General features: G+C 53.5%; 23 protein-coding genes. 7 read left to right on the top strand and 16 right to left on the bottom strand.

Annotation, left to right across the window (positions count from 1 at the left end; all coding sequences use genetic code 11):
* Positions 1-15 precede the first annotated feature (15 nt).
* Positions 16-1,263 (top strand): polysaccharide deacetylase family protein, encoded by a 1,248-nt coding sequence (locus VPX56_RS04410; RefSeq protein ID WP_326470117.1) that lies wholly within the window; start codon positions 16-18, stop codon positions 1,261-1,263.
* Position 1,264: 1 nt separating this feature from the next.
* Here the strand turns inward: VPX56_RS04410 and VPX56_RS04415 are convergent, their stop codons facing one another.
* The 16 genes from VPX56_RS04415 to thpR all read right to left on the bottom strand — a co-directional run bounded on the left by VPX56_RS04415 (position 1,265) and on the right by thpR (position 15,449).
* Positions 1,265-2,335, bottom strand: a complete 1,071-nt coding sequence (locus tag VPX56_RS04415) for a fimbrial protein StkG (RefSeq protein WP_326470119.1) — start codon at positions 2,333-2,335, stop codon at positions 1,265-1,267.
* Positions 2,336-2,343: 8 nt separating this feature from the next.
* The gene (locus VPX56_RS04420) at positions 2,344-2,952 is read right to left on the bottom strand and encodes a fimbrial-like protein (protein ID WP_263610048.1); all 609 of its coding nucleotides are present in this window, start codon (positions 2,950-2,952) and stop codon (positions 2,344-2,346) included.
* 13 nt (positions 2,953-2,965) lie between these two features.
* Positions 2,966-3,529, bottom strand: coding sequence for a fimbrial protein (locus VPX56_RS04425; protein WP_131633910.1), 564 nt, complete (start codon positions 3,527-3,529; stop codon positions 2,966-2,968).
* 26 nt (positions 3,530-3,555) lie between these two features.
* Positions 3,556-4,131 (bottom strand): fimbrial protein, encoded by a 576-nt coding sequence (locus VPX56_RS04430; protein ID WP_326470121.1) that lies wholly within the window; start codon positions 4,129-4,131, stop codon positions 3,556-3,558.
* A 28-nt stretch (positions 4,132-4,159) separates the two neighbouring features.
* On the bottom strand, positions 4,160-6,757 hold the full coding sequence (locus VPX56_RS04435; RefSeq protein WP_263610051.1) for an outer membrane usher protein: 2,598 nt from the start codon (positions 6,755-6,757) through the stop codon (positions 4,160-4,162).
* A 79-nt stretch (positions 6,758-6,836) separates the two neighbouring features.
* The gene (locus VPX56_RS04440; RefSeq protein ID WP_326470124.1) at positions 6,837-7,580 is read right to left on the bottom strand and encodes a fimbrial chaperone; all 744 of its coding nucleotides are present in this window, start codon (positions 7,578-7,580) and stop codon (positions 6,837-6,839) included.
* A gap of 73 nt (positions 7,581-7,653) precedes the next feature.
* Positions 7,654-8,262 (bottom strand): fimbrial protein, encoded by a 609-nt coding sequence (locus VPX56_RS04445; RefSeq protein WP_131633906.1) that lies wholly within the window; start codon positions 8,260-8,262, stop codon positions 7,654-7,656.
* 250 nt (positions 8,263-8,512) lie between these two features.
* Complete coding sequence (panD, locus tag VPX56_RS04450) at positions 8,513-8,893, bottom strand: aspartate 1-decarboxylase (protein WP_263610053.1); 381 nt, start codon at positions 8,891-8,893, stop codon at positions 8,513-8,515.
* Between the two features lie 32 nt (positions 8,894-8,925).
* Positions 8,926-9,777, bottom strand: a complete 852-nt coding sequence (gene panC / locus VPX56_RS04455) for a pantoate--beta-alanine ligase (protein ID WP_131633905.1) — start codon at positions 9,775-9,777, stop codon at positions 8,926-8,928.
* A gap of 11 nt (positions 9,778-9,788) precedes the next feature.
* On the bottom strand, positions 9,789-10,580 hold the full coding sequence (gene panB, locus VPX56_RS04460; RefSeq protein WP_131633904.1) for a 3-methyl-2-oxobutanoate hydroxymethyltransferase: 792 nt from the start codon (positions 10,578-10,580) through the stop codon (positions 9,789-9,791).
* 121 nt (positions 10,581-10,701) lie between these two features.
* Positions 10,702-11,181, bottom strand: a complete 480-nt coding sequence (gene folK / locus VPX56_RS04465) for a 2-amino-4-hydroxy-6-hydroxymethyldihydropteridine diphosphokinase (protein ID WP_326470130.1) — start codon at positions 11,179-11,181, stop codon at positions 10,702-10,704.
* Positions 11,178-12,575 (bottom strand): polynucleotide adenylyltransferase PcnB, encoded by a 1,398-nt coding sequence (pcnB, locus tag VPX56_RS04470; RefSeq protein ID WP_131633902.1) that lies wholly within the window; start codon positions 12,573-12,575, stop codon positions 11,178-11,180. The genes folK and pcnB overlap by 4 nt, the downstream gene beginning before the upstream one ends.
* Positions 12,576-12,618: 43 nt before the next feature.
* Positions 12,619-13,509: a tRNA glutamyl-Q(34) synthetase GluQRS gene (gene gluQRS / locus VPX56_RS04475; protein WP_263610056.1), complete on the bottom strand. Its 891-nt coding sequence runs from the start codon at positions 13,507-13,509 to the stop codon at positions 12,619-12,621.
* 59 nt (positions 13,510-13,568) lie between these two features.
* The gene (gene dksA, locus VPX56_RS04480; RefSeq protein ID WP_001155232.1) at positions 13,569-14,024 is read right to left on the bottom strand and encodes an RNA polymerase-binding protein DksA; all 456 of its coding nucleotides are present in this window, start codon (positions 14,022-14,024) and stop codon (positions 13,569-13,571) included.
* A 176-nt stretch (positions 14,025-14,200) separates the two neighbouring features.
* On the bottom strand, positions 14,201-14,905 hold the full coding sequence (gene sfsA / locus VPX56_RS04485) for a DNA/RNA nuclease SfsA (protein WP_131633900.1): 705 nt from the start codon (positions 14,903-14,905) through the stop codon (positions 14,201-14,203).
* The gene (gene thpR, locus VPX56_RS04490) at positions 14,895-15,449 is read right to left on the bottom strand and encodes an RNA 2',3'-cyclic phosphodiesterase (RefSeq protein ID WP_131633899.1); all 555 of its coding nucleotides are present in this window, start codon (positions 15,447-15,449) and stop codon (positions 14,895-14,897) included. The genes sfsA and thpR overlap by 11 nt, the downstream gene beginning before the upstream one ends.
* A gap of 73 nt (positions 15,450-15,522) precedes the next feature.
* On the opposite strand from thpR, the gene hrpB reads away from it, so the two are divergent.
* The 6 genes from hrpB (at position 15,523) to VPX56_RS04520 (ending at position 25,797) form a co-directional block, all read left to right on the top strand.
* Positions 15,523-17,952 (top strand): ATP-dependent helicase HrpB, encoded by a 2,430-nt coding sequence (hrpB, locus tag VPX56_RS04495; protein ID WP_326470136.1) that lies wholly within the window; start codon positions 15,523-15,525, stop codon positions 17,950-17,952.
* 154 nt (positions 17,953-18,106) lie between these two features.
* Positions 18,107-20,632 carry a bifunctional glycosyl transferase/transpeptidase gene (gene mrcB / locus VPX56_RS04500; protein ID WP_131633897.1) on the top strand — a complete coding sequence of 842 codons (2,526 nt, stop codon included), beginning with the start codon at positions 18,107-18,109 and terminating at the stop codon, positions 20,630-20,632.
* Positions 20,633-20,941: 309 nt separating this feature from the next.
* Positions 20,942-21,550 carry a fimbrial protein gene (locus VPX56_RS04505; RefSeq protein ID WP_407655115.1) on the top strand — a complete coding sequence of 203 codons (609 nt, stop codon included), beginning with the start codon at positions 20,942-20,944 and terminating at the stop codon, positions 21,548-21,550.
* Between the two features lie 43 nt (positions 21,551-21,593).
* Positions 21,594-22,307 carry a fimbrial biogenesis chaperone gene (locus VPX56_RS04510; RefSeq protein ID WP_326470141.1) on the top strand — a complete coding sequence of 238 codons (714 nt, stop codon included), beginning with the start codon at positions 21,594-21,596 and terminating at the stop codon, positions 22,305-22,307.
* 20 nt (positions 22,308-22,327) lie between these two features.
* Entirely contained in the window at positions 22,328-24,805 is a 2,478-nt protein-coding gene (locus tag VPX56_RS04515) for a fimbria/pilus outer membrane usher protein (RefSeq protein WP_326470143.1), read from the top strand.
* A complete protein-coding gene (locus VPX56_RS04520; protein ID WP_326470145.1) occupies positions 24,802-25,797 on the top strand; it encodes a fimbrial protein in 996 nt (331 codons plus the stop codon). Before VPX56_RS04515 ends, VPX56_RS04520 begins: the two co-directional genes overlap by 4 nt.
* Positions 25,798-25,971 lie beyond the last annotated feature (174 nt).

Genomic DNA, 25,971 nt, shown 5'->3' on the forward strand with positions numbered 1-25,971 from the left:
ATCGATTTATATCCCATGTTCATGCGCGTTATTTTCCTGCTGTTGCTGCTGATTTCCGGCGGCGCATCTGCAAGCCTCATCAGCCAGCAAGGGCTTCCCGCCCGGTATATGCAAACCACCGAAGATGCGGCCATCTGGGCGCAGGTAGGAAACGCAGTCGTGAACGTGGGGAACGTCAGGGCAGGGCAGATCCTGGCCGTCGTGCCAACCTCTGCTGACTACTACGAGTTTCGTTTTGGGTTTGGCACGGGATTTATCGATAAAGGGCATCTCGAAGAGGTGCAGGGCAAGCAGCGCGTTGAGGACAGCCTTGGCGATCTTAATAAGCCGCTCAGCAACCAAAACCTGATCACCTGGAAAGACACGCCGGTGTATAACGCCCCCACCAGCGGGAGCGCGCCGTTTGGTACGTTAAGTTCTAACCTCCGCTATCCGATTCTGAACAAGCTCAAAGACCGTCTGAACCAGACCTGGTATCAGATCCGCATCGGCAATCGTCTGGCGTGGATCAGCAGCCTGGATGCGCAGGAAGATAATGGACTTCCGGTCCTGACCTACCATCATATTTTGCGGGATGAAGAGAACACCCGTTTTCGCCATACTTCCACGACCACCAGCGTCCGCGCATTCAACAACCAGATGGCCTGGCTACGCGACCAGGGCTATACCACGCTGACGATGTACCAGCTCGAAGGGTACGTGCGTAACAAAATGAACCTGCCGGCGAAATCGGTGGTGATTACCTTTGACGACGGCCTGAAGTCCGTCAGCCGCTACGCTTACCCTGTCTTGAAAGAGTACGGCTTCAACGCTACGGCGTTTATTATCTCCTCCCGCATTAAAGGGCATCCCCAGAAGTGGGATCCAAAATCGCTGCAGTTTATGAGCGTTAAGGAGATTAAGGGCATTCAGGATGTGTTCGACATTCAGTCTCACACGCATTTCCTACATCGCGTTGACGGGTATAAGCATCCGATCTTGCTGAGCCGAAGCTATCACGTGATCCTGTTTGATTTCGAACGCTCGCGGCGCGCGCTGGCGCAGTTTAATCCGCGCGTGCTGTATGTCTCTTATCCGTTTGGTGGATACGATAATAAAGCGATAAAGGCGGCGAATGATGCCGGTTTTCATCTGGCGGTGACGACGGTGAAAGGGAAGGTGAAGCCGGGGGATAATCCGTTCTTACTGAAGCGCCTGTATATTTTAAGAACGGATTCGCTGGAGACGATGTCGCGGCTGATCAGCAATCAGCCGCAGGGGTAGGTTAGTCGTAGGTGATCTGGAAAGTGATGTTGTTACCAAAGCTACCCACGGTGACAGGGTCAGTGCCGACTTTGACCAGTTGAGCCGTAAAGGTTTTGTCAATCATATGCGTTTCTGGGCCGAACGAATCGGAATGGGCCAGAAGCAATTTATAGCTGTCAGCCTTAATGTGAGAAGTGTTACCTGGCATCGTTAACAGCACGCCTACCCCACCAGCAGCGGTCACGCCGCTACCCTGCAGAGAGTTGGTAAAATAACCTTTATCCGTGGTGGTATATGCGGAAGTCAATGTCGTCCAGACTTCGGTTGTATTTATGCATGTTCCAGAAATTTTAAACTCTACTGCCGTGGTGTTCCCATTTTCAACATCTGCTGCGAACCAGTCTCCGAGGTCGACATTGGAGGGTGCACGCATCGCGCAGGTCGGGCGATTCAACGGAATACTAAACGACATTTCGGACATATTAACCAGCGGACGCGGATGGTCTTCCGTTGTGGTTCCATCAGGATTACCCAAAATTATTTGACCGATCGGCCCAGTGGATGCAGTTAAAAAATCTTCGTCAGCAGGCACACCCGTGAACCCATTCGTTTGCCAGAATTCCATACGAACATGCCACGTTTTACCGTCTACCGCACCTTCATTATCGTGAGTGTCGCCGGTGAGATAAAATCCATTTGGGTTGAACGGGAACCACGCTGTCACGGCGTTACCATCTGGATAAAAGGCCAGCGTGTAGACAATCCCGGCGATGTTGGTGCGAAACGTGGCTTTGCCATCTATGTTGCCTTCCAGCATAGCACTATTGGTCATCTGATAGACGTTTTCACCGTCGTTACCCACCGCGCAATGCGATTTTAACGCAGGGGTCGTCTCCAGAATAATGGTGCTACTGATCTGAACAGGCGTGGTAACTGTTCCAACGGGGAGGGGTGTTATAACAGGTTGAACACCAAGGGACATTATTTGCAGTGTATCATTACTGTCAAATTTACATTCCATTGCAGCATGTGAAAACCCGGAGATTCCCAACATTACTATGGCTAAAGCATAGATTTTTTTATTCATCATAAATCCTTTTATTCGTAGCTTACGTCGACCAGAACGCTACTAACTACAATACCGCCGGAAACGATACCTGTGTTCTGATAACGCGCGTAAAATCCATAATCCTTTATATAATTGTCACCACTTCCACTGACATCATAAATAACTTTAGAACTGCCGTCGCTGTTCAAAACGTTAGTATGGAAATCGTCTGAAAAGATAACAATCCCCACATTTGAAGCTGCGCCAACAGTAGCCTCGTTTTTGAACACCTGATTGTGATTGCTCCAGAAGCCTGCCTTAGGTGTAAAGCTAAATTTTAGTTGGCTGAGGCTTGTGTCATCTCCATCACCCGCGAAGCAATTGTCTACGTGGATTGTGAAAGGTGTACCGGCTGCATCATCGGTTGGCGATAAGCGATCGCTCTTGTCATTGTTATAAAACCAGCCTCGAGCTACGGTCGGTAAATAAATCTCTCCGCCGTTTTCAACGGTTAACCGGCAGGTATTATTAACAATGTTCGCGGTCAGGTTCATGTTCACACCTGAACTTGCCTGGCATACACCAGGCAGGATGCTACCAGCCAGTCCGATAAGCAACATCAGACCGGGCTGGCGTAAAGTAAACGGTGATAGTTGCATAATGATTCCTGAATTACTGATACGCGATGGTAAACGTTATTGGTGCGGTAACAGCGCCGGTTCCTACATCAGAGATAGTTTTGTCCTTACCAATCACAATACGTGAATTCATCGGGAACTCACCGGTGCCGTCAGTGATGGTAACTTCCTGGGCGGCTGGCGGCGTGTTACAGCTCATTAGAAGACCTGTATCAACAACGCCGGACCAGATTTCAAAGCCTGTTGCTAAGCCTCCCGAATAGGAATCTCCGTTTGCAGCTGTGCCAGTACACGCACCACCTGAACCCTTCGCAGCTGATACCGTTGCTTTGGATACGCCAGAACAGTTGGTAAGAGAGATTTTCAGCGGCTCGACGCGGGTTTTATTCACCAGATCAGATTTGTATACGTCACCGAATGCAATTTCAGTGGCTGCTGTACCTGCATTATTAAGGACTTTAGCGGTACAGGTGCCTGCCGTGACTGTTGTTTGAAAGGTCATTTCGACACTGCTGGTGCCGGTAATTGCCGCATTCGCCATTCCAGAACACAGCAGGGTTGAAAAGGAGAAGGCGATAAAGGTTGGTTTAAATTTCATAATATTGCTCCGGTTTCCTGCACCAATCACTCGTAACTGAACTCAAAAGTCGCTACAGCCTTGAATTCGCCAATAGACATTCTGTTCGTTTGGGTTTCAAGCATTTTGGCGACTAAAGGAACTTCTTTACTCTGGAGTTCTGCGGCGGTCCATACCAGGCGCTCGGCATCGTTAGTTGAGTTAACGACAAATGGCGCATCGGGAGCAGATGCTCTTGCAATATTGATACCCGCATAATCTGCACCACCTGCACTAGCGTTAATTTGGTTAATCAGCGCTGATGGGATATAGCCTGATTTAGTGCCTTTAACCGTAGTTTTTAACGATTTTAAGGAAGACGGGCATTCCACCAACACGATTTTGAAATTAGCGGTTGCTGTCCCAGCTCTGACATCGGTAAGACGCACCTGGCCATTATCACCAATCGTCAGCGTCTGTTGATTGTCGGAGCCCGTACCACCAACCAGTTTCATATCGCAGGTGGTTTCGCGAATATTGGCAGTGAAGTTGACGTTGAGATCTGTGGCTTCGGCCAGCGCCGAGCCAGATAAAGCCAGCGTCGCCATGGCAACGATCGACAGGCTAAAAATATTTTTTTTCATGCTTACTCTCATCTATTTTCCTGAATAATTACATCTGGCACTGCTGGTTATTGAGTACCGTAGTAAGTCCTACTTTTTGAGCATTAGGTAATACCTGATAATGAACGTCACATCTGCTGCCCTTTTCATTTCCCCAGACAATATGCAGCACACCCTGATCTTCAACGCCGCGGATATAGGCCTGCCCGGCTTGTCCCACGGTGCCAACAGATTCATTTTTTTCGTTTAACACATCGGCACCCAAAGGAATAAACCCTTTGTCAGTACGCTGGAGTTCCAGTATTAACGAACGGCCTTCATCCGTTTCGAAATTAACCAGTACGACGGAACCGCTTCGAGGAACCGTAATCTCGCTGGTGTTTTTAATTTCAACGTCACTTTCGAGAGTGCTAATATCTAAATAAACGCGGTTTTCACGATAGGCCGACATATAAGGCAAAATACCGTAACCGGAGTCGCCAATTTCACTGTTGCCGAAACCTATACCCGCGCCTTTAGCGCCGCTTGCTTTAACCAATGCCAGCGCATCGTTGTCACCAATACTGCCAGGTGCAAACGCAATACCGCCAGAATGGAGAACCATGCCGCCGCTATAGGAGGCTGAGTACTGTTTGCTATTGTCATCGCCATAGGTGGCGGATAAGCCGAGTGGGCCATATTCGCTGTTATACGAACCGTAACCGCTTATCTGATTTAGATTGCCGTAGTTTCCGCTATTGGATGCTGCGCTTACGGAATAACTCATCTTATTATCTTGCGTGTTTCCACCTGCCGATGTGTTAAAACTCGTACCGCCTTTCAGATCTGAACGTAGTCCCATATTAATGTTAGAGAAACCGCCAGAGCGTGAGCCATCGTGCGAGAATGCGTTCAGCGGTATGCTAAGGCTTAAATAAACGCTGTCGTCTTTTTTCCCAGTCTGGTCATAAGTACGCTGCAACGACAGGCTATAGCTGCCGTAGGTAAAACTGTTGTTATATCCAATGTTATAGTTGGATGTAGAACCTGTGGCGTTCCAGTAATCCTGCCACGTACCGCTGACATAGATAGAGCCGAAACTATTTTCCCCGGCGTTTAGCGGCTGGTTAAGACTAATTTGCACCTGATTTTTGGTACGCTGATAGTCTGCATAAAGCTCTTCGTTTGAGTCATAGCTGCGGTTTGAATATTTTTGCCGGGTAATACTGTCACGAAGCTGGGCCGCATCGGTAAGGCTAAGATAGTCTTCCGTCGAGAAACGATAGGCTGCAACGTTAAACGAGGTATTTGTAGCCTCAATCATTTTGCTATAGGTTACGCGATAACTTTGACCGCTAAGAGTATCGAGACCCTCAATTTCAGCATGTGATTGGGTAGCATCAACTGCAAAAGCACCAATTTGGGTATTCATCGCCAGACCTAAAATTCCGGCGTAAAAGTCCATATCGGTAAACTGAGCGCCGACGTAACCTGTAAAGGTATTATTCAGGCCGTAATAAAGCGTGCCGTAACCGACTTTAGGTGCATCCAGCAACGAATCATCTTTGAGCTCACCAACGCCAACGTCCCAGCGTGATGCACCCGGACGAAGCATTTGCGTAACGGATGAGAATGGTACGGTAAAGGAGCGCTTGCTGCCGTCAGCTTCTTCTATGGTGACCAGCAAATCATTGCCGTAACCGGTTGTACTGAGATCATTAATTTCAAATGAACCCGGAGGCACCGATGTTTCATAAATTTTATTGCCGCTCTGCATAATGCTGACTTTCGCGTTGCTGTTTGCGACGCCGCGAATGACAGGTGCATAACCCGTTGACCCCATAGGCAACATGCGGTCGTCACTGTACATGCGTGTACCACGCAGGCTCATTGAGTTAAACGCTTCGCCACGCGTATAGGAGTCACCTAAAACGAACTGAGCGCCCAGCTTTGTAATATCACGCTGGAGATAGATATCCTGACTTGAATATTTCGTGCCGTTATCCTGATCCCAGTTTAGGTTTCCGCGTGAACGGAGGCGCCATGGTCCCATATTGAGGCCGTAGCGTAAGCCCATGTAGGCGCTTTCTGATGTGCTGCCGTTACTTTCGCTACGCCATGCATTTGTATCGTATGAAATAAGCGCAGCCGGAATACCGTTATCCCATAGCGAAGGATCAACGTAACCCGTGGGACGTTTAAGCACATAGATTTGCGGAAAATTAAGATCTAACGCCTGTTTGCCACTGTCATAGCTGACCGAGGCATGAGGGAAAGACTTTTTGATGTCAATACACGTCGTATTATCATCGTCGTCCAGTTCTGAATCCAGCGTACTGGTGTCGACTCCCGATTGTGCCAAAAGCAGTTTGGTCACGCATGGTGCTGCACGAGGTGTCCCATTATCTTTAAATGTCACCTCAACGGTAGATTTTAGTTTACCGTTCAGATTGATCTTTGTGCGATATACGCCGGGCATCACCGGGTTACCATTCGCGAACCGATTAATATCAATATTGGTACTACCACTCAAAAGAAACTGTTCGTTAAATTCGATGGTTTCTTCATTATCGGGTAGATCATCTACAGATGTTGAATTTTCTGCGTAAACACAGAAAGGTAATGCCGCGCTAATAGCGAGGCATAACAGTGAGCGTCGAAATATCATGGTACATCCACTTAATCAGTGAGGATAGTTATATCCACAGAGTTAATGCTATCAGTTATTTTTTATTAAGGATGTACGGTTATTTCACTGCAGCTTTATGATGATCTGTTCCACCATAATCATTGATGGTGTCATATTCGACATCACCATTTACTGCAGAAGATAAACCTTTGACCACCATAGCGGCCTCGCTAAACGGTTGTACTGACTGATGAACAGCCTCAAATGTTTTCTGGCTGGACTTAATTTTAACCTGAGAAACAGACACGTTGTAAGGTGAGTTATTATGTGCAACCAGCTGCACAGTATTACCTTCTTTTTTCTGCGTCCAGGTCAGTTTTTCTGCAGCATCGCCCGGCGTGCCTTTTAAGCCCTCAGGACGGAAAAAGAATTTTATACGCGTTCTAAATGCCAATTGCAGCTGGTTCAGATTCTCTTTTGATTCAGCTTTTGATTTCGGCGGAATCTCAAGAACGTTAAACCAGAAAAGGGATTCGCGATCCTGTGGCAATGGCGTACCCGTATAGGTTATACGTACGGACTGACCCTTTTTGGGATCAATACGTGAAACGGGTGGCGTAATTATAAACGGGAGCTTAAGTTCCTGCGGGTTAACACCGTCGCGGCCATCGTCCAACCAGGTTTGCACCAGAAGTGGCTTATTACCATGGTTATCAAGGTTAACAACCACGTCTTTAGACGACTGAGGATAAACGATACGCGTACCCGAGATAACAATATCTGCGCATGCATTAAACGCAGTAAAAAGAGATGTGACGAGCAATAAGGTCGTGAAACCCTTAGTGATTGAAGAATTTGTCATTTTTCCACTTCCTTTTGGAATTTTACAAACGCCCCGCATAAAAAGGGGGCGTTGACTTAAAATTTACGCGTTCTTATTCGTAAATCATGGTGAAGGCAACTTGTGCCTGCACGGTACCCGCGGATACTGGGTTAGCCGCAGCATCCCAACCCTGACCCTGGGTATAGGCTACGCGGTAGTACAGGTTGCCTGCACCGCTGGTGGCGTCGATGGTTGCTTTCTGAGTGTTGTTAGTCTGATCAATTTTTACCAGATCGGTAGCAGAGTTGCCGTCGTTTGACAGTACCAGGTTAACGTTCTTGGCAGAGCCCTGAGCGTTGCTTGGTGGAACCAGCAGGCCACCTTCAGTAGAAGAAGAACCCGCCCATGAAGCGAACTGAGCAGACGCTTTCTTAACGGTGTCGGTATCGCAACCGGTCAGGGACAGGGAGAATTTCTTCTCGCCCAGAGTGCTGGTGGTACCCAGAGCATTCGCGAAATCTTTTACGAAAACGGTGTCAAGAGTTACGTCAAAGTCGTTACCGCTTTGATCGATTTTCTGGTCAAGGGAAACCTGGCAGGTGTTGTTGCTTACCATGCCGTGGAAAGTAACAGTACCGGTATCAGAATCCGCTGCTGCAGCAGAACCTGCTGCCAGAACCGTTGCCATTGCAATTGCCAAACCATATTTCTTAAAAGTCATTTTAATATCCATATTGATAGAAACAAGTAAATACAAAATCTTTCTTTTTGAAAATTAAATTTCGCAGCGGATTCTATGGGGTTTGACTTTTAAAATATACAGCGAATGCATGATATTAACTTAATGCATATTTAAGTTAATTTAAAGGTAGTAATCAGATTTTGTAACGAGGGTATTTAATATTGTTATAATACTTTATTGACCCATTTATTAAGTGAATATAAATAAATGGGTCAGGACATATTAACGATCAAGCCACCTGAACTGGAATAGCCTTCGCAGTGCGCTTCATTTCATTATCGCCTTCAAAGTAGGCGACCTTTGGCTGCCAGCGGCGCGCTTCTTCGTCGGACATCATCACAAAGCTGGCGATAATTACGATATCCCCAACGTCCGCGCAGTGCGCAGCAGCGCCGTTAACGGAGATGATTTTAGACCCGCGCTCGGCGGCAATCGCGTAGGTGGAGAAGCGTTTGCCGTTGTTCACGTTCCAGATATCAATCGCTTCGTTTTCGAGAATACCCGCCGCGTCGAGAAAATCCTGGTCGATCGCGCAGGAGCCTTCGTAATGCAGGTCGGCCTGAGTGACGGTCACACGGTGAAGCTTACCTTGCAGCATTTTGCGAATCATTACGTTTACCTTTAATCTTCCGGGTAGAAAAACTACGCCAGCTCAACCACTTTGTTGTCGATAAGGCGGGCCTGGCCGAGCCATGCCGCCACCAGAATAACCGCACGTTTACTGGCTTCTGAAAGCGCCAGGAGCGTGTCGGCATCCCGAATTTGAACGTCGTCAGCGCGAAGGCCTTTATCGTTCAGCGCCTGCTCGGCGAGGGCGATGATCTCTTCGGCGGTCAACTCTTTCGCCAGCAGCTGTTCAGCCATGGTGTTCATCACTTTGCTTAGGGCAGGGGCGATTTTACGCTGATCGGCGGTCAGGTAGCCGTTACGGGAGCTGAGCGCCAGACCGTCTTTGGCACGCACAATCGGCACGCCGACAATCTCGATGTCGTAACCCATATCGGCGACCATCTTGCGAATCAGCGCCAGCTGCTGGAAATCTTTCTCGCCGAAACAGGCAACGTCTGGCTGCACCAGGTTAAACAGCTTGCTGACGATGGTGGATACGCCGCGGAAATGGCCCGGACGGCTTGCGCCTTCGAGCATCGTTGAGATGCCCGGGACGTCAACGTAGGTGGCGTCTTCCGTTCCCTGCGGGTACACGTCCGCGGGTGCCGGAGAGAAAACAATATCCGCGTGGCGTTTTTTGAGCTTCTCGCAATCTTCCTGCAGCGTACGCGGGTAGCGCGCCAGGTCGTCCGCGCGGTCAAACTGCATGGGGTTAACGAAGATACTGACCACCACGATATCAGCACGCGCTCTCGCTTCATCGACGAGCTTCATATGGCCGTCATGCAGATTGCCCATGGTCGGGACCAGTGCGATACGTTTACCTTCCTGACGTGCGCGACGGATGTGCTGGCGCAGCAGCGGCAGGGTTTCAATGATTAGCACAACAAGACTCCTTAATGGAAACTGTGTTCTTCGCCCGGATAGACGCCGGACTCAACCTCGGCAATATACTGCCGCACAGCAGCACGCATGTCGCCTGCTTCTGTCAGGAAATTTTTGGCAAACTTCGGGATATGCCCGCCGGTAATGCCAAAGGCGTCGTGCATCACCAGGATTTGGCCATCGGTAACGTTGCCTGCGCCAATGCCGATAACCGGAATCGACAGCGCGTCGGTGATGCGTTTAGCCAGCTCAACCGGCACGCACTCCAGCACCAGCAGCTGCGCGCCAGCGGCTTCCAGCGCAACGGCATCGTCAAACAGCGTCTGCGCAGCATCACCGCGCCCCTGTACCTTATAGCCGCCAAAGATGTTCACGGACTGCGGCGTGAGGCCTAAATGTCCGCAAACGGGTACGGCACGCTCGGTGAGCATTTTCACGGTCTCAACCAGCCAGGCGCCGCCTTCGATTTTGACCATATTGGCACCGGCGCGCATCACGGCAGCGGCATTTTCAAAGGCTTGTTCTGGCGTGGCGTACGCCATAAACGGCAGATCGGAAAGAAGCAGGCAGGCGGGGGCACCGCGACGAACCGCTCGCGTGTGGTAAGCGATATCCTCAACCGTCACTGGCAGAGTGGAATCATGTCCTTGTACCGTCATCCCTAACGAATCCCCGACCAGCATGACGTTGATACCTTCTTCGGCAAACAGCTTGGCGAAGCTGTAGTCATACGCCGTGATGGTGGCGAAGCGTTTGTTTTCCTGTTTGCATTTCTGCAGTAAGGAGATGGTGGTTGGTTTCATACTGTTTCCTGATGGCCTAAGCGAATCTTTGCGCATTCTAACAGTAACATTCGAGGGAACAATGATTTTAGGCAATCGATTAACCACAAATATTTGATGGTTAACCGATAAGGAAATTGGGTTACCAGCGGGCCGGTTTTTCCGCGCCGAGATCGTCAAGAACAGACTTCAGCGAGCTGCCGTCAGGGAAGATAAGATCGGGGGCGACCTCAAACAGCGGCCAGAGCATAAACCCGCGGTTTTTCATGTCGTAGTGGGGAACGGTCAGGCGATCGGTATTAATCACCTCATTGCCAAACAGCATAATGTCGAGGTCGAGCGTGCGCGGCCCCCAGCGTTCGGCTTTGCGAACGCGACCCTGCTGCAGCTCAATACGCTGGGTATTATCCAGCAGCGCTTCGGCATCCAGAGCCGTTTCCAGGACCACGGTGGCGTTCAGGTAATCTGGCTGATCCTGAGGCCCCAGCGGCGGCGTACGGTAGAATGAGGACGCTGCCACGATCCGACTTTGCGGGATCGCCCCCAGCGCCTGAACGGCAGCGTTCACCTGCTCCAGAGGAGAGGCTAGATTGCTGCCGAGGGCGATATAGGCGAGGGTCACGCAGTACCTTCACGGCGCGGCGCGCGTTTACGCGGGCGACGATGGCGGCGACGCGGTTCTGGCTCTTCATCCAGGTTGGTCAGCATACCTTTTTGCTCAGGGGGTGCGGAGGCCTGAAACTCACCCCACCACTGCGCCAGACGCTGCAGCTCCTGGTTCTTTTCGATTTCAGCACGCAGAGAGAGCAGATCGAATGCGGCGCGGAACTTAGGATGTTCCATCAGCTTCCAGGCGCGTTTACCCTGACGACGCGACATGCGCAGCTGAAGCTGCCAGATATCGCGCACCAGCGTGGTAATACGTTTAGGAATAGCCAGCGTGCGGCAGCCTTCGTCCAGCACGTCGTTTGCGGCAAGCGCGAACGCGTCGTAATAGGCCAGACCGCTCTCCTGAGCAATTCGCTGGGCAGCTTCTAAAAGCGGATACCAGAACATGGCGGCAAACAGGAAGGCCGGGTTCACGCGCAGATCGTTGTGGATGCGGGTATCGGTATTCTTCAGCACCTGCGCAATCATGCGCTCCATCGGGCTATCGCCGTTTTCGGTGAAATAGCGCGTAATGGTCGGGAACAGCGGCTGGAACAGATTGTATTCGCGCAGCAGTTTGTAGGTTTCGAACCCGTAACCGGCCTGCAGCAGCTTCAGCGACTCTTCAAACAGACGGGCTGGAGGCACGTCGTTGATAAGCGTAGCCAGGCGCGGGATCGGCTCTGCCGTCTCCGGGCTGATGCGCATGTTCAGCTTGGCGGCGAAACGCACGGCGCGCAGCATGCGCACGGGATCTTCGCGGTAGCGTGTTTCCGGCGTGCCGATCAGGCGGATGAGGCCATCTTTCAGGTCCTGCATTCCCCCTACGTAATCACGCACGGTGAAATCCGCCACGCTGTAGTAAAGGCTGTTGATGGTAAAATCGCGACGCTGGGCATCTTCTTCGATAGAGCCGAAGATATTGTCACGCAGCAGCATGCCGTTCTGGCCCTGCTGAGACGTCGTGCGATCGGATACGCCCGCTTCGTGATGGCCACGGAACGTCGCCACCTCGATGATTTCCGGCCCAAACATGACGTGCGCAAGGCGGAAACGACGGCCAACAAGACGGCAGTTACGGAATAACTTACGTACCTGGTCAGGCGTGGCGCTGGTCGTCACGTCGAAATCTTTTGGTTTTTTGCCCAGCAGTAAATCACGCACCCCACCGCCGACGAGATAGGCCTCGTAGCCTGCTTTATTCAGACGATAGAGCACCTTGAGGGCATTTTCACTGATATCTTTGCGGGAAATATTGTGCTGCTCACGCGGAATAACCGACATGCGGTTTTGCGCAATAGCGTCGTTCGCCATGCTCTCTTCGCGGCTTAGCACCTTACGGCAAAAATTAGCGACTCGGGTAAAAATGGTACACCTCGTAGTGTGTTTTGTTATGAAAAAAAGCGGCTAATCATAGCTCAGCGCAACGCATTTGAGAATGCTGGATTTTCGGCACCGCGCTGAGGGTCCAGTTGGCGACCGCCAAATCGAGCAGTTCATCAGTGCGAAGATCCTGCCATTCGCTGTTTACATTCTGGTTGAGAAATCGCAGCGCGTCGATCAAAACGGGGCGCGGATCGCCGTCTGGCAGGGCTGGCGCATGATTCTGTTTCGACAGCTTATTACCCTGTTCATTGACCGCCAGCGGTAGATGAATGTAATCCGGCGCCGTCCAGCCAAGCTGCTGATAAAGCGATATTTGCCGCACGGTCGGTTCGACCAGGTCTGCCCCGCGCACAATTTCCGTGACGCCCTGAAAATGATCGTCCACCACCACGGCCAGGTTATAGGCGAACAGGCCGTCGCGTCGATGGATGATAAAATCCTCACGCGCCAGACGTTCGTCCGCCTGAATCTCACCGGACAGCAGGTCGGTGAAGCGCGTCACCGGGGCGCGCTGCAATAAGCGCACGGCGGCATTTTCCGCGGGATGGTTAAGCGTGCGGCAGTGGCCGTCATAAACGCCCCCCACGCTTTGTATGCGCGCGCGGGTGCAGGTGCAGTTATAGGAAAGCCCTTGAGCGCGAAGCCAGGCCAGACGTTCCCGATAAGCCTCATGACGCTTTGACTGCCAAAGCACTTCGCCGTCCCAGTGAAGGCCGTAATGTTCCAGCTGACGCAGAATGGTTTCTGCCGCACCGGGAACTTCACGAGGAGGATCAATATCTTCAATACGAACGAGCCATTTACCCTGACGGGCGCGAGCCTGCAGGTAGCTGCCGAGGGCGGCTATTAATGAGCCGAAGTGTAGTTCACCGGAAGGAGATGGCGCAAAGCGCCCGATATAGTGAGATTCAGACATAGTCACTGTAACAAGGCGGGAGAGACTCCCGCCTTTGTAGTGTATAGACGGCGCGGGTATTAGCCGGCCATCTGTTTTTCGCGGATTTCTGCCAGCGTTTTACAGTCGATGCACAGATCGGCTGTTGGACGCGCTTCCAGACGACGAATACCGATTTCAACGCCGCAGGATTCGCAGTAGCCAAAATCTTCGTCCTCGACCTTTTTCAGCGTTTTCTCGATCTTTTTAATCAGCTTGCGCTCGCGGTCACGGTTACGCAGTTCGAGGCTGAATTCTTCTTCCTGAGCGGCACGGTCTACCGGGTCCGGGAAGTTTGCAGCTTCATCCTGCATATGTGTAACGGTGCGATCGACTTCATCCCTAAGTTGATTACGCCATGCTTCAAGAATACGCTTGAAGTGCGACAGCTGGGCTTCGTTCATATACTCTTCGCCCGGCTTCTCTTGATACGGCTCCACCCCAGCGATGGCGAGAATACTCAGGGACGATGTTTTACGGTTTTGCCCTTCTTGCATGTTGCTTCTCCTTAACACGCACTATCGATCCCCGTGTTGGGGGAAAAATCAGGTCGCTATAAATAGCAGATGCTTTTCCGTATGGCAATTATCTAAACGTAACACTTGACAAGCCTGTGAGGAAAAGCGTATTTGCGCACGCGGCCAGAACACTTATTCGTCAATCGTCTAATCCCTTATAAGACAATGGGAAGAGAGGATCTCAGAGTCATATTATCGGCAGAAAGTTCCGCTTTATACGCGAAAACCTCCACCCCCTGCTTTTGTGCCTCATTCAACAATTGTGCGTATTTAGGATCGATATGACGGGCGGGGGAAAATCGTTCAATCGCCGAATGCAAAACCGCAAACAGCAACACCGCGCGTTTGCCCGCCGCCGCAACACTCATCAACTCTCGCAGATGCTTCTGGCCACGTAGCGTTACCGCATCCGGAAAGTACCCCTTTTCCTGTTCCGCTAACGTCACTGATTTGACTTCAATATAGCACTCAGGACGGTCTTCCGCCTGTAACATAAAGTCAATTCTGCTGCTTTCATCGCCATATTTCACTTCACTTTTTAACGTGCTGTAGCCCACCAGTTCAGGGAGGCCATCATTAATCAGCGCTTCCTTCACTAATTGGTTTGCACGCAATGTGTTGACACAAATAAATGCCCCTTGCTGCGTTTCGGTCATTTCCCAGGTATGCGGATATTTGCGTTTAGTATTTTCTGATGTGGAATACCAGACCCTGTCACCCGGCGTCGCGCAACCGGTCATTGCACCGGTGTTGGGGCAGTGCAGCGTCAGCTGTTCGCCGTCGGGCGTGATGACGTCGGCAAGGAAGCGTTTATAGCGTTGGATCAGCGTGGCGTGTTGTAAAGCGGGACTAAACTTCATCAGAATTCCTTTCAGGGTTGCCCAGCGTCCAGCGCTGGATCGGCGTGTATCGCGTGCGGCCTCGCGCAAACGCTGATTCGTAAAGCGAAAATTCGTTGACCGGAAAAGCCCAGTGAAAGCCGGGCGCGGGGATGGCAACGGCGTGTCCCGCATCGCGCAGCAGGGTGATATGCGGGTGAAAGGGCTGCGGGCTCTGGTAACAGCCGCTGCGGGCCGCCTGCGCCCGGAGCATATTCGCCAGCTGGAGCAATCCGCGTGGCGGCTGGCGCGTACCCAGCCAAAGCACGCGTGAGCGCAGCCACTGCCCGGCATCGTCAAGATGCAGGGTAAATTCCGGCTGGGCAATACGTCCGGCCATTGCAGCTAACGCGCGCTGCTTGTCGGCGCTAACGTCGCCAAGAAAGGCCAGCGTCAGGTGCAGATTCGCCGCCGCAACGGGACGGCCCGCTTCTGGCGGGAAGTGTTCAGCGCGCCAGCGAACGATTTGCCGCTGTACGGGGGCTGGCAACTCAATGGCGAAAAACAGCCGTTTTGACTCAGACATACGGGGGACTCGGTAATGATATCCGCCGATGCTACAATGTACGCCGACTAATGTTAACCCTCTGGAGCTGTTAGTGTCCTCATTGCCGGTCGCCGTCGTCCTTCCCGAGCTGCTCGCTGCCTTACACGTTGCCCCGCAGGTTTTGCTCAACGCGCCCACGGGAGCCGGTAAATCGACCTGGCTGCCGCTGCAGATCCTGAAACAGGGAAATATCCCCGGAAAAATCATCCTGCTGGAGCCGCGCAGGCTAGCCGCACGTAACGTGGCCCAGCGTCTGGCGGAACTGCTGGATGAAAAACCGGGCGAGACGGTGGGATATCGGATGCGCGCCGAAACCTGCGTCGGGCCGTCCACGCGGCTTGAAGTGGTAACAGAAGGCATACTGACCCGCATGCTGCAAAACGACCCGGAGCTGACGGGCGTCGGGCTGGTGATCCTGGATGAGTTCCACGAGCGCAGCCTGCAGGCCGATCTGGCGCTGGCGCTGCTGCTGGACGTTCAGCAGGGGCTGCGGGACGATCTGCGTCTGCTCATTATGTCCGCCACGCTCGACAATGCGCGCCTGCAGCAGGCCTTGCCTGATGCGCCTGTTATTTCCTCAGAAGGGCGGGCGTTTCCGGTCGAGCGGCGCTATCAGACGCTTCCCGCTCACCAGCGCTTTGATGAAGCGGTTGCCATCGCGACGGCGGAACTGCTCCGTCAGGAGCCCGGTTCGCTATTGTTGTTCTTGCCCGGCGTGGGTGAAATCCAGCGCGTGCAGGATCAGCTGGCCGCACGCGTGACCGGCGATGTGGTGCTTTGCCCACTGTACGGCGCGCTGTCGCTGACGGAGCAGCGTAAAGCGATTCTTCCCGCCCCGGCGGGGCAGCGGAAGGTGGTGCTGGCAACCAACATTGCTGAAACCAGTTTGACCATTGAAGGCATTCGCCTGGTGGTGGATAGCGCGCAGGAAAGGGTGGCAAGCTTTGACCCCCGCACCGGACTGACTAAACTGCTTACGCAGCGTATCAGCCAGGCGTCGATGGTGCAGCGTGCGGGCCGTGCGGGGCGTCTGGAGCCGGGCATCTGTTTGCATTTGATCGGCGCAGACCAGGCTGAACGTGCGGCTGTACAAAGCACGCCGGAGATTTTACAAAGCGACCTCTCCGGGCTGGTGATGGATCTGCTGCAGTGGGGCTGCCCGGATCCTGAACAGCTCACCTGGCTTAATCCTCCGCCTGCCGTGAACCTCGCTGCCGCGCGCACCTTGCTGACCCAGCTTGGCGCACTGGAAGGCGAGCGTCTGACGGCGCGCGGCCAGAAAATGGCGGCGCTGGGCAACGATCCGCGTCTGGCGGCGATGCTGGTGGCCGCGCATGGAGAAGATGAAATTGCCACGGCGGCAAAACTGGCGGCTATTCTTGAGGAGCCGCCGCGCGGTGGCAGCAGCGATCTGGGACAGGCGTTTGCGCGCAATCAGGGAAACTGGCAGCAGCGGGCGCAGCAGCTGTGCAAACGTCTGAACAGCCGGGGCGGTTCACCTGACAGCGATAAGATTGCCTCCCTGCTGGCGCTGGCTTTCCCCGACAGGATTGCACGTCGCCGTGGGCTTGACGGGCGCTACCAGCTGGCAAACGGCATGGGGGCGATGCTGGACAGCGATGATGCGCTCACGCGACGTGAATGGCTGATCGCGCCGCTCTTGCTACAGGGGAGCCACTCCCCGGACGCGCGAATTTTGCAGGCGATTGCCGTGGACATTGACGCCCTGACGCACGACTGCCCGCAGCTGCTTCAGCAATCGGACATCGTGGAGTGGGATGATGCCCAGGGTACGCTGAAGGCGTTTCGGCGTAGCCAGATTGGTAAACTGACGATCGGGACGAAGCCGCTGGCAAAGCCGTCGGAAGAGGAGTTGCACCAGGCGATGCTGAACGGCATCCGGGAAAAAGGTCTGAGCGTCCTGAGCTGGACGCCGGAGGCCGAGCAGTATCGAATCCGCCTGCACTGCGCGGCGAAGTGGCTGCCGGAACACGCCTGGCCTGCCGTGGATGATGAAACGCTGCTGGACTCGCTTGAGCGCTGGCTGCTGCCGCAGATGGGCGGCGTACATTCGCTGCGGGCGCTTAAGGCGCTTAATGTTAAGGTCGCGTTACAGAATTTACTGGACTGGTCATTGCGTCAACGTCTGGATAGTGAACTGCCTGGGCATTACACTGTGCCGACCGGAAGCCGGATTGCCATTCGTTATCATGAGGATAATCCTCCTGCGCTGGCAGTACGCATGCAGGAGATGTTTGGCGAAGCAACCACCCCGTCCATCGCTGAAGGGCGGGTGCCGCTGGTGCTTGAGCTGTTATCGCCCGCGCATCGTCCGCTGCAGATCACCCGCGATCTGGGGGCGTTCTGGGCGGGAAGCTACCGGGACGTGCAAAAAGAGATGAAGGGGCGGTATCCCAAACACGTCTGGCCGGACGATCCGGCGAATACCGCGCCGACGAGGCGGACGAAGAAGTATTCGTAAGTTAGGGGAAAGAGGGGAGTGCGGCCTGATGCCCTCACCCCGACCCTCTCCCACGGGGAGAGGGAGAAAATAATTTTGAGAGATTTCTTCTTTCACGGTGATGTGGAAGAAAAGAGAATCTGGCCTTTGCGCCTGAATGTTGCGGAGAAAAAGCATGGCGGGGAATGACCGCGAGCCAATAGGACGTAAGGGAAAACCCGCGCGTCCGGCGAAGGAAAAAGTGAGCCGTCGTCGCCTCAGAGATGAGGATTATGACGATGACTATGAAGACGATTATGAGGATGAAGAACCGATGCCGCGTAAAGGGAAAGGCAAAGGGCGTAAGCCTCGGGGCAAGCGCGGCTGGTTCTGGCTGCTGCTGAAGCTGTTCATTGTTTTTGTTGTGCTGATGGCGATTTACGGTGTCTATCTGGATCAGAAGATCCGCAGCCGTATCGACGGGAAAGTCTGGCAGCTGCCGGCGGCCGTGTATGGCCGCATGGTGAACCTTGAGCCGGATATGTCGATCAGCAAGAACGAGATGGTGAAGCTGCTCGAGGCAACCCAGTACCGTCAGGTAACCAAAATGACGCGTCCGGGCGAGTTTACGGTGCAGGCGAAAAGCATCGAGATGATCCGCCGTCCGTTCGACTTCCCGGACAGCAAAGAGGGGCAGGTGCGCGCGCGTCTGACCTTTGATGGCGATCGTCTGGAAACGATCGAGAACATGGACAACAACCGTCAGTTCGGTTTCTTCCGTCTCGATCCGCGCCTGATCACCATGCTGTCGTCAGCGAATGGCGAACAGCGCCTGTTCGTGGCGCGTAACGGCTTCCCGGATCTGCTGGTGGACACGCTGCTGGCGACCGAAGACCGCCATTTCTACGAGCACGACGGCATCAGCCTCTACTCCATTGGTCGTGCGGTGCTGGCAAACCTGACCGCCGGTCGCACGGTGCAGGGGGCGAGTACGCTCACCCAGCAGCTGGTGAAGAACCTGTTCCTCTCCAGCGAGCGCTCTTACTGGCGTAAAGCCAACGAAGCGTACATGGCTGTGCTGATGGATGCGCGCTACAGCAAGGATCGTATCCTTGAGCTGTACATGAACGAGGTATACCTCGGTCAAAGCGGCGATAACGAGATCCGCGGCTTCCCGCTGGCGAGCCTGTACTACTTTGGCCGTCCGGTAGAAGAGCTGAGTCTGGACCAGCAGGCGCTGCTGGTGGGCATGGTGAAAGGGGCGTCCATCTACAACCCGTGGCGTAACCCGAAGCTGGCGCTGGAGCGTCGTAACCTGGTGCTGCGCCTGCTGCAACAGCAGCAGGTGATTGATCAGGAACTGTACGACATGCTGAGCGCGCGTCCGCTGGGCGTTCAGCCGCGCGGCGGCGTGATCTCTCCGCAGCCAGCGTTTATGCAGATGGTGCGTCAGGAGCTGCAGTCTAAGCTCGGAGATAAGGTCAAAGATCTCTCCGGCGTGAAGATCTTTACTACCTTCGACTCCGTGGCGCAGGATGCCGCTGAAAAAGCCGCGGTGGAAGGTATTCCGGTCCTGAAGAAACAGCGCAAGCTGAGCGATCTTGAAACGGCGATGGTGGTGGTTGACCGTAACACCGGTGAAGTCCGCGCGATGGTCGGCGGCGCTGAGCCGCAGTTTGCGGGCTACAACCGTGCAATGCAGGCGCGTCGTTCGATTGGTTCCCTGGCAAAACCGGCGACCTATCTCACCGCGCTGAGCCAGCCGAATCAGTATCGTCTGAATACCTGGATCGCCGATGCGCCAATCTCCCTGCGCCAGCCTAACGGCCAGGTGTGGTCTCCGCAGAACGATGACAAGCAGTTCAGCGGCCAGGTCATGCTGGTGGACGCGTTGACCCGCTCCATGAACGTACCGACGGTTAATCTCGGTATGGCGCTCGGCCTGCCGGCGATTGTTGATACCTGGCAGAAGCTCGGCGTACCAAAAGATCAGCTTCATCCGGTACCGGCAATGATCCTGGGTGCGCTTAACCTGACGCCAATCGAAGTGGCGCAGGCGTTCCAGACCATCGCCAGCGGCGGTAACCGCGCGCAGCTCTCTGCGCTGCGCTCGGTCATCGCTGAAGACGGTTCCGTGCTGTATCAGAGCTTCCCGCAGGCGGAACGCGCCGTTCCGGCACAGGCGGCGTATATGACGCTGTGGACGATGCAGCAGGTTGTTCAGCGCGGTACAGGCCGTCAGCTGGGGGCTAAATACCCTGGTCTGCACCTTGCGGGTAAAACAGGCACCACCAACAATAACGTTGATACCTGGTTCGCCGGTATTGATGGCCGCGAGGTGGTGATTACCTGGGTAGGCCGCGACAACAACCAGCCAACCAAGCTGTACGGTGCGAGCGGGGCGATGTCGATTTACCAGCGTTATCTGGCAAATCAGTCTCCGGTTCCGCTGAATCTGGTGGCGCCGGAAGATATCGTCGATATGGGCGTGGATGATTCCGGTAACTTCGTCTGCGGCGGCGGAATGCGTTCTCTGCCGGTCTGGACGACCAACCCGGATTCGCTCTGTCAGCAGAGCCAGCCTGAGCAGCCAACGGGCAACCCGTTTGAGCAGTCTTCTCAACCTCAGCAGCCGCAGCAGCAACAGCCGCAGCAGCAGAATGAGAAGAAAGATAGCGACGGCGTGGCTGGCTGGATTAAGGACATGTTCGGCGGGAATTAATTAGTTTCCTGGATAAAAAGCCGCTTTATCATAAAGCGGCTTTTTTGTATTTACATTTTGAATTATTTTAATTTTTGTACATTACAAATTAAGTATTATTAAGGTGTTGTTTTTTTCATAGCAATCATGGGGTTGCTAGGTAGTGAAATTATTTCGTCCGTGAGCACGCTGGACACATTGAAGAATAATCTGATGTAATCCTCTCCGCGAATTCACTTCTCTTACAGAACTTCCTTATTAATAGGCGTTCTTGAGGTAAGCGATCTCCCACTTTATTGCGCATTCTGGCGAAAGTTATCTTTGCCTGGAATGGATGCCGACATAAACAAATATAAGGATATTGTTATGAATAAATCTATTTTTACATCTTTACTGGCCGGAAGCTTCCTGGCGGCTCTGTCTCTGCCGGTCTTTGCCGCGAATGATTCCGGCACGGTAAATTTCGCCGGAAAAATCGTGGCGGATACCTGCGAGATTAATGTTGATGGCACGGGGACGAATAGCTCCACCGTCACTTTTGCAGACACCTATCCCTCAGACTTTGGTACTGACGGTCAGGTCGGCACGTCCAGGGCCTTTAAGATTGAAGTGAAAAAATGTGACCCGCTGATCGCTAAGCTGAACCTTAAGTTCAGTGGTTCCACGACGGATGCTGCCTCTAAACGCCTGCAGAACGATCTCACCGGCGCAGGCAATGCGACCAACGTGGGTATCATCGTCAGCAACGACAACGGCTCGAAAGGCGACGTGGTCTTTGACGGCTCGGTACCGGACGCAGGGACCGATGTTGCGAACGATGCAACGGGTGCTGCGGCATCTGTCTTTAACTACACCGCGAAGGTTATTCAGGTGGGTGATACCAAACCGACTGCAGGTCATTATTCCTCATCTGCAACATTCGAGGTTGTTTATCGCTAATGCATTATCGGCAGCCTGAAAGGGCTGCCTTCTGGAACGCTGTATGAATTATTTATCTAAATTGTTATTTGGTTGTTTACTTATTTCTTGCTGCTCAGCGCAAGCAAACGTGGTGCTCGGCGGTACGAGAATTATTTACCCGTCGAATAAATCTGAAGTTCAAATTGCGCTGAAAAATAAAGATCCTCATACGCGTTACCTGGTACAAAGTTGGGTGAGTTATCCCAACGACGCAAAAGCGCCTTTCATTATTACGCCGCCCGTCTATAAGTTGCAGGAAAACCGTCAGACCCTTTTACACATTATTTTTACCGGCGATAAGAAAAGCTTGCCCGCAGATCGTGAGTCCCTGTTTCTGGCGAACGTGAAATCGGTCTCGGCGTTATCGTCCGAACTGAAGGACAAGAATACGCTGCAATTCGCAATGAAAACGCGTCTGAAGCTTTTCTGGCGTCCTGCAGATTTGAAAGAGGCTGATGCCCTGCAGGCCTACGAAAAAATCACGTTCCGCCGTCAGGGGGACAGGCTCATTGCGAAGAACCCCACGCCGTTTTACGTCTCCTTCGGCGAGCTGGCCGTTGGCGGAAAAAATGTCCCGGTGGTTGAGACAAAAACCACGCCGGGCGCCATTTCAATGATGGTAGCGCCTTTCAGCGAGCAGAATTTTACGCTGCCTAAACCGGCAAACGGGCCGGTGACCTGGACCGCTATCAGTGATTTCGGCGCACAAACTCCTCAGCGCAAGCAGGCTCTTTAAACACACCATGTTGGGATCTTATGTCGTCATCTCCATTTCACAAGCAGGCTCTGAATGGGATCGCGCTGGCGTTGCTAGCCATGATCCAGCCTGCAAGTGCAGATGACGAATTCAACCTGCGTATCCTGGAGATGGATACGCCGCTGGAAAACACCTCAACGCTTAAAAACTTCATCAATGACAACGGCCTGCTTCCCGGAAACTATATGACGACCGTGATGTGGGATCGGGATGTTGTCGATAAGCGGACGCTGAGCTGGGTGCTGTCTGATGATAAGCAGCGCCTGCTGCCTGAGTTGACCAAGGCGGATCTGCGCGAGCTAGGCGTAAAAGTCGACACGATCCCGGATATGAAAGACCTGGAGGATTCGGCGAAAATCGACGACATCTCCCATTTTATCGAGAATGCCCGATACGATTACGATCAGGATAATCAGACGCTCAGGCTGGTGATCCCCCAGATTTACCGTGACCAGGCCGCGGCTGGCGCTATCAGTCCAAAATTCTGGGATGACGGTGCCCCCGCCGCCTGGACAAGCTACCAGCTCAGCGGCTCTCAACAGCACTATAGCGCCGGCAAAACCTCCTCTTCGTGGCTTGGCCTCGACTCAGGGATCAACCTCGGCGCGTGGCGGCTGCGTAATAACAGTACCTGGAGCGACAACGCCGGTTGGGATGCCATCGCCAGCACGCTGCAGCGCGATATTAAAACCCTGAAAAGCCAGCTTGAGATGGGGCAGACGTACACGAACGGCGAGCTGTTCGACAGCGTGCAAATGACCGGCGTGAAGCTGGAGACGGATACCTCCATGCTGCCCACCAGCCAGCAGGGGTTTGCTCCCGTTGTGCGCGGTATCGCGAACAGCGATGCGAAGGTCACCATCAAGCAAAACGGTTATACCATTTACCAAAGCAACGTCTCGCCGGGGCCTTTTGAGATCCGCGATTTAAGCCAGGTCACCTCCGGCGCGGATCTGGAGGTGACGGTAGAAGAGGCCGACGGCAGCGAGCATAGCTTCATTCAGGCCAGCGCCTCGGTGCCGGTGCTACAGCGCGAAGGGGCGTTTAAGTACTCGCTGGCGGCAGGACGCTATCGCGGGAATGAAGGTGAGGATGAGCCAGCCTTTGTGCAGGGAACGGCGATCTACGGTCTGCCGTATGGCGTAACGGCCTATACCGGTGCGCTCGGGGCATCGCTTTATCACGCGATGCTGGCGGGTGTGGGGGCCGATCTTGGTCGCTTCGGTTCGGCATCCATGGATGTTACCGCCGCCCGCACGGCTTTTGATGACGGACGAGATGACGCCAGCGGGCTGTCGTGGCGCGCGCAGTATTCGAAGGATATTCCGGATACCGACACTAACGTCACGCTTGCCAGCTACCGCTACTCCACGGCAGGGTTTTATACCTTCCAGGAGGCTATCGATCGGCGCGATGACGCCATAGACGACGGTATTTATACCTATCGCCGCACCAATAACCGCCGCAGCCGTATGCAGGTGAACCTTTCCCAGCGTATTTCCGACTGGGGCTCGGCATACCTTAACACCTATCAGCAGGACTACTGGAACATGGCTGGTCACGAACGCAGCGTCAGCGCGGGCCTCAGTTCCAGCTGGCGCGGGAACACCTGGTCGGTAAGCTATAACCTGACCCGCACGCCCGACGCTGACAGCGACAGGCAGATGGCGCTGATGGTTAACATTCCTCTCTCTCAGTGGCTCCCGAACTCCTGGGCAACCTACAGCGCGAACACCGCCAGCGGCGGATTTGTTTCACATCAGGTGGGGATTGGCGGCACGGCGCTGGAGAACAACAACCTTAGCTATAACCTCCAGCAGACCTACGCCAATCAGAATACCGGCTACGGCGGCAGCCTGTCCGGACGCTACCGCGGATCGTCCGGTGACGTGGGGATGGGCTACAGCTACGGGGGCGATAACCGTCAGTGGAACTACAGCGCTCAGGGTTCAATCGTTGCCCATGAGCATGGCGTCACCCTGGGTCAACCGGTGCGCGACGCCTTCGCTATTGTGCATATCAAAGAGGGCGATAACGTCAAGGTCCAGAACGGGCGAGGGATCTACACCGACCGTTTTGGTAACGCAATCGTCCCTTCGCTAACCGCCTACCGCAAGAATGGCATTACGGTAAACACGCAGGATCGTGAGGATATTGAAATCGCTGCTGCCACCCAGGATTTCGTGCCAACCAAAGGCGCGGCGGTCTCTGCCAACTTCGATGCGCGGGTAGGGCAACGCGCGCTTATCACTCTGCTGTACCACGGCAAACCGGTGCCGTTCGGTGCGATTGTCACGCAGGAAAGCGCAACGGCTATCGTCGGTGATGATGGCGAAGTCTGGCTCACCGGCCTGCACGACGCGCTTTCCCTGAGCGTGCAATGGGGGGAGGGGAGCGATCAACAGTGCGCCTGGACGGGGAATTTACCGGCCTCGCGCCCGGCAAGTATTTTGAAAATGACGGTGAACTGCCAATGAAACTTTGCAGAGAAACGCTTATCGGCGCGATGGCTGGCGTCATCATGCTGTTTTCACTACCGGCTTTCGCCTCCTGTACGTTTACGGGAGGAGGAGGAAACGGCGGGGTTGTCACCTTTAACATTCCCGCCGTTATCCAGCTCGAGCCGGATGTGCCGGTTGGCACCATCATTTATGACGCCAGCGTGGAATCAGGTGATATTACGCAAAGCTGCGATGGCAACTCTGTTCAGGTGAACAAAGGCTACCTTTCATTAAGCGACGCCGACGCCCGTGAAGATATCTTACCCGGGGTATATAAAACGAACGTGGCGGGAATAGGCATTCGCGTTGCGGCGTCCACAACCCAATCCCCCAACTATAATGAAGAAGACCTTATCAGGCCGAGTATCTACGTTGGCATGATTCGAAGCTTTTCAACGAACTATAATTATCGTGCCGCCGCGCAGCTGATTGTTATCGGCCAGGTCGAAGAGGGCGAGCTTAATACGTCGCTGTTAACCTCGCGTGAAACCTATGACGATGACGTGATTGGTGAAATCCGTTTTTCCCCGACAAGCGTGCGCATCACCACCAACACCTGCAACCTGGTGGATAAAAATATCTACGTGCCGTTGAAAACGGTCAACTCGCAGGATTTCAGCGGGGGGTATTCGGATATCCTGACCGACGATAGCTTCAAAATTGATATCACCGACTGTTCCGCCGGAACAAAAATTGATTATCAATTCACCAGCACCGGGTCAACTGGCGTGACGGACGGGAACGTGCTCAAGGTTGCTACCGGAGACAACGCCGCAGGCGGTGTAGGCATTCAAATCCTGGACAAGAATAATACGGTGCTGCAGTTCGACCAAAGCTATACGGCGATAACCAGCACCCAGAATAAAGTTCCGGTCGAGATCCCTCTCAAAGCCCGCTACATCAAAACGGGAGAGGTAAAAGCCGGTAAGGTGGATGCCGTCGCCACATTTGAACTCTTCTACCGTTAAGTCCCTGAGGCCCGTTTCGACGGGCTTTCGCGATCATTTCCCTAACTTCATTAACCCTCTATTTTCATCTGATTAATTCTTAAACCCTTAAATCTTGTAGGGCCGCTTACTGCTTGCTATGCAGCCAGCGTTTCGCATATTATTCTGCGGTCATAATAATAATTCTCGTTTACG

The organism is Enterobacter wuhouensis (assembly GCF_035835995.1).
Classification (GTDB): domain Bacteria; phylum Pseudomonadota; class Gammaproteobacteria; order Enterobacterales; family Enterobacteriaceae; genus Enterobacter; species Enterobacter wuhouensis.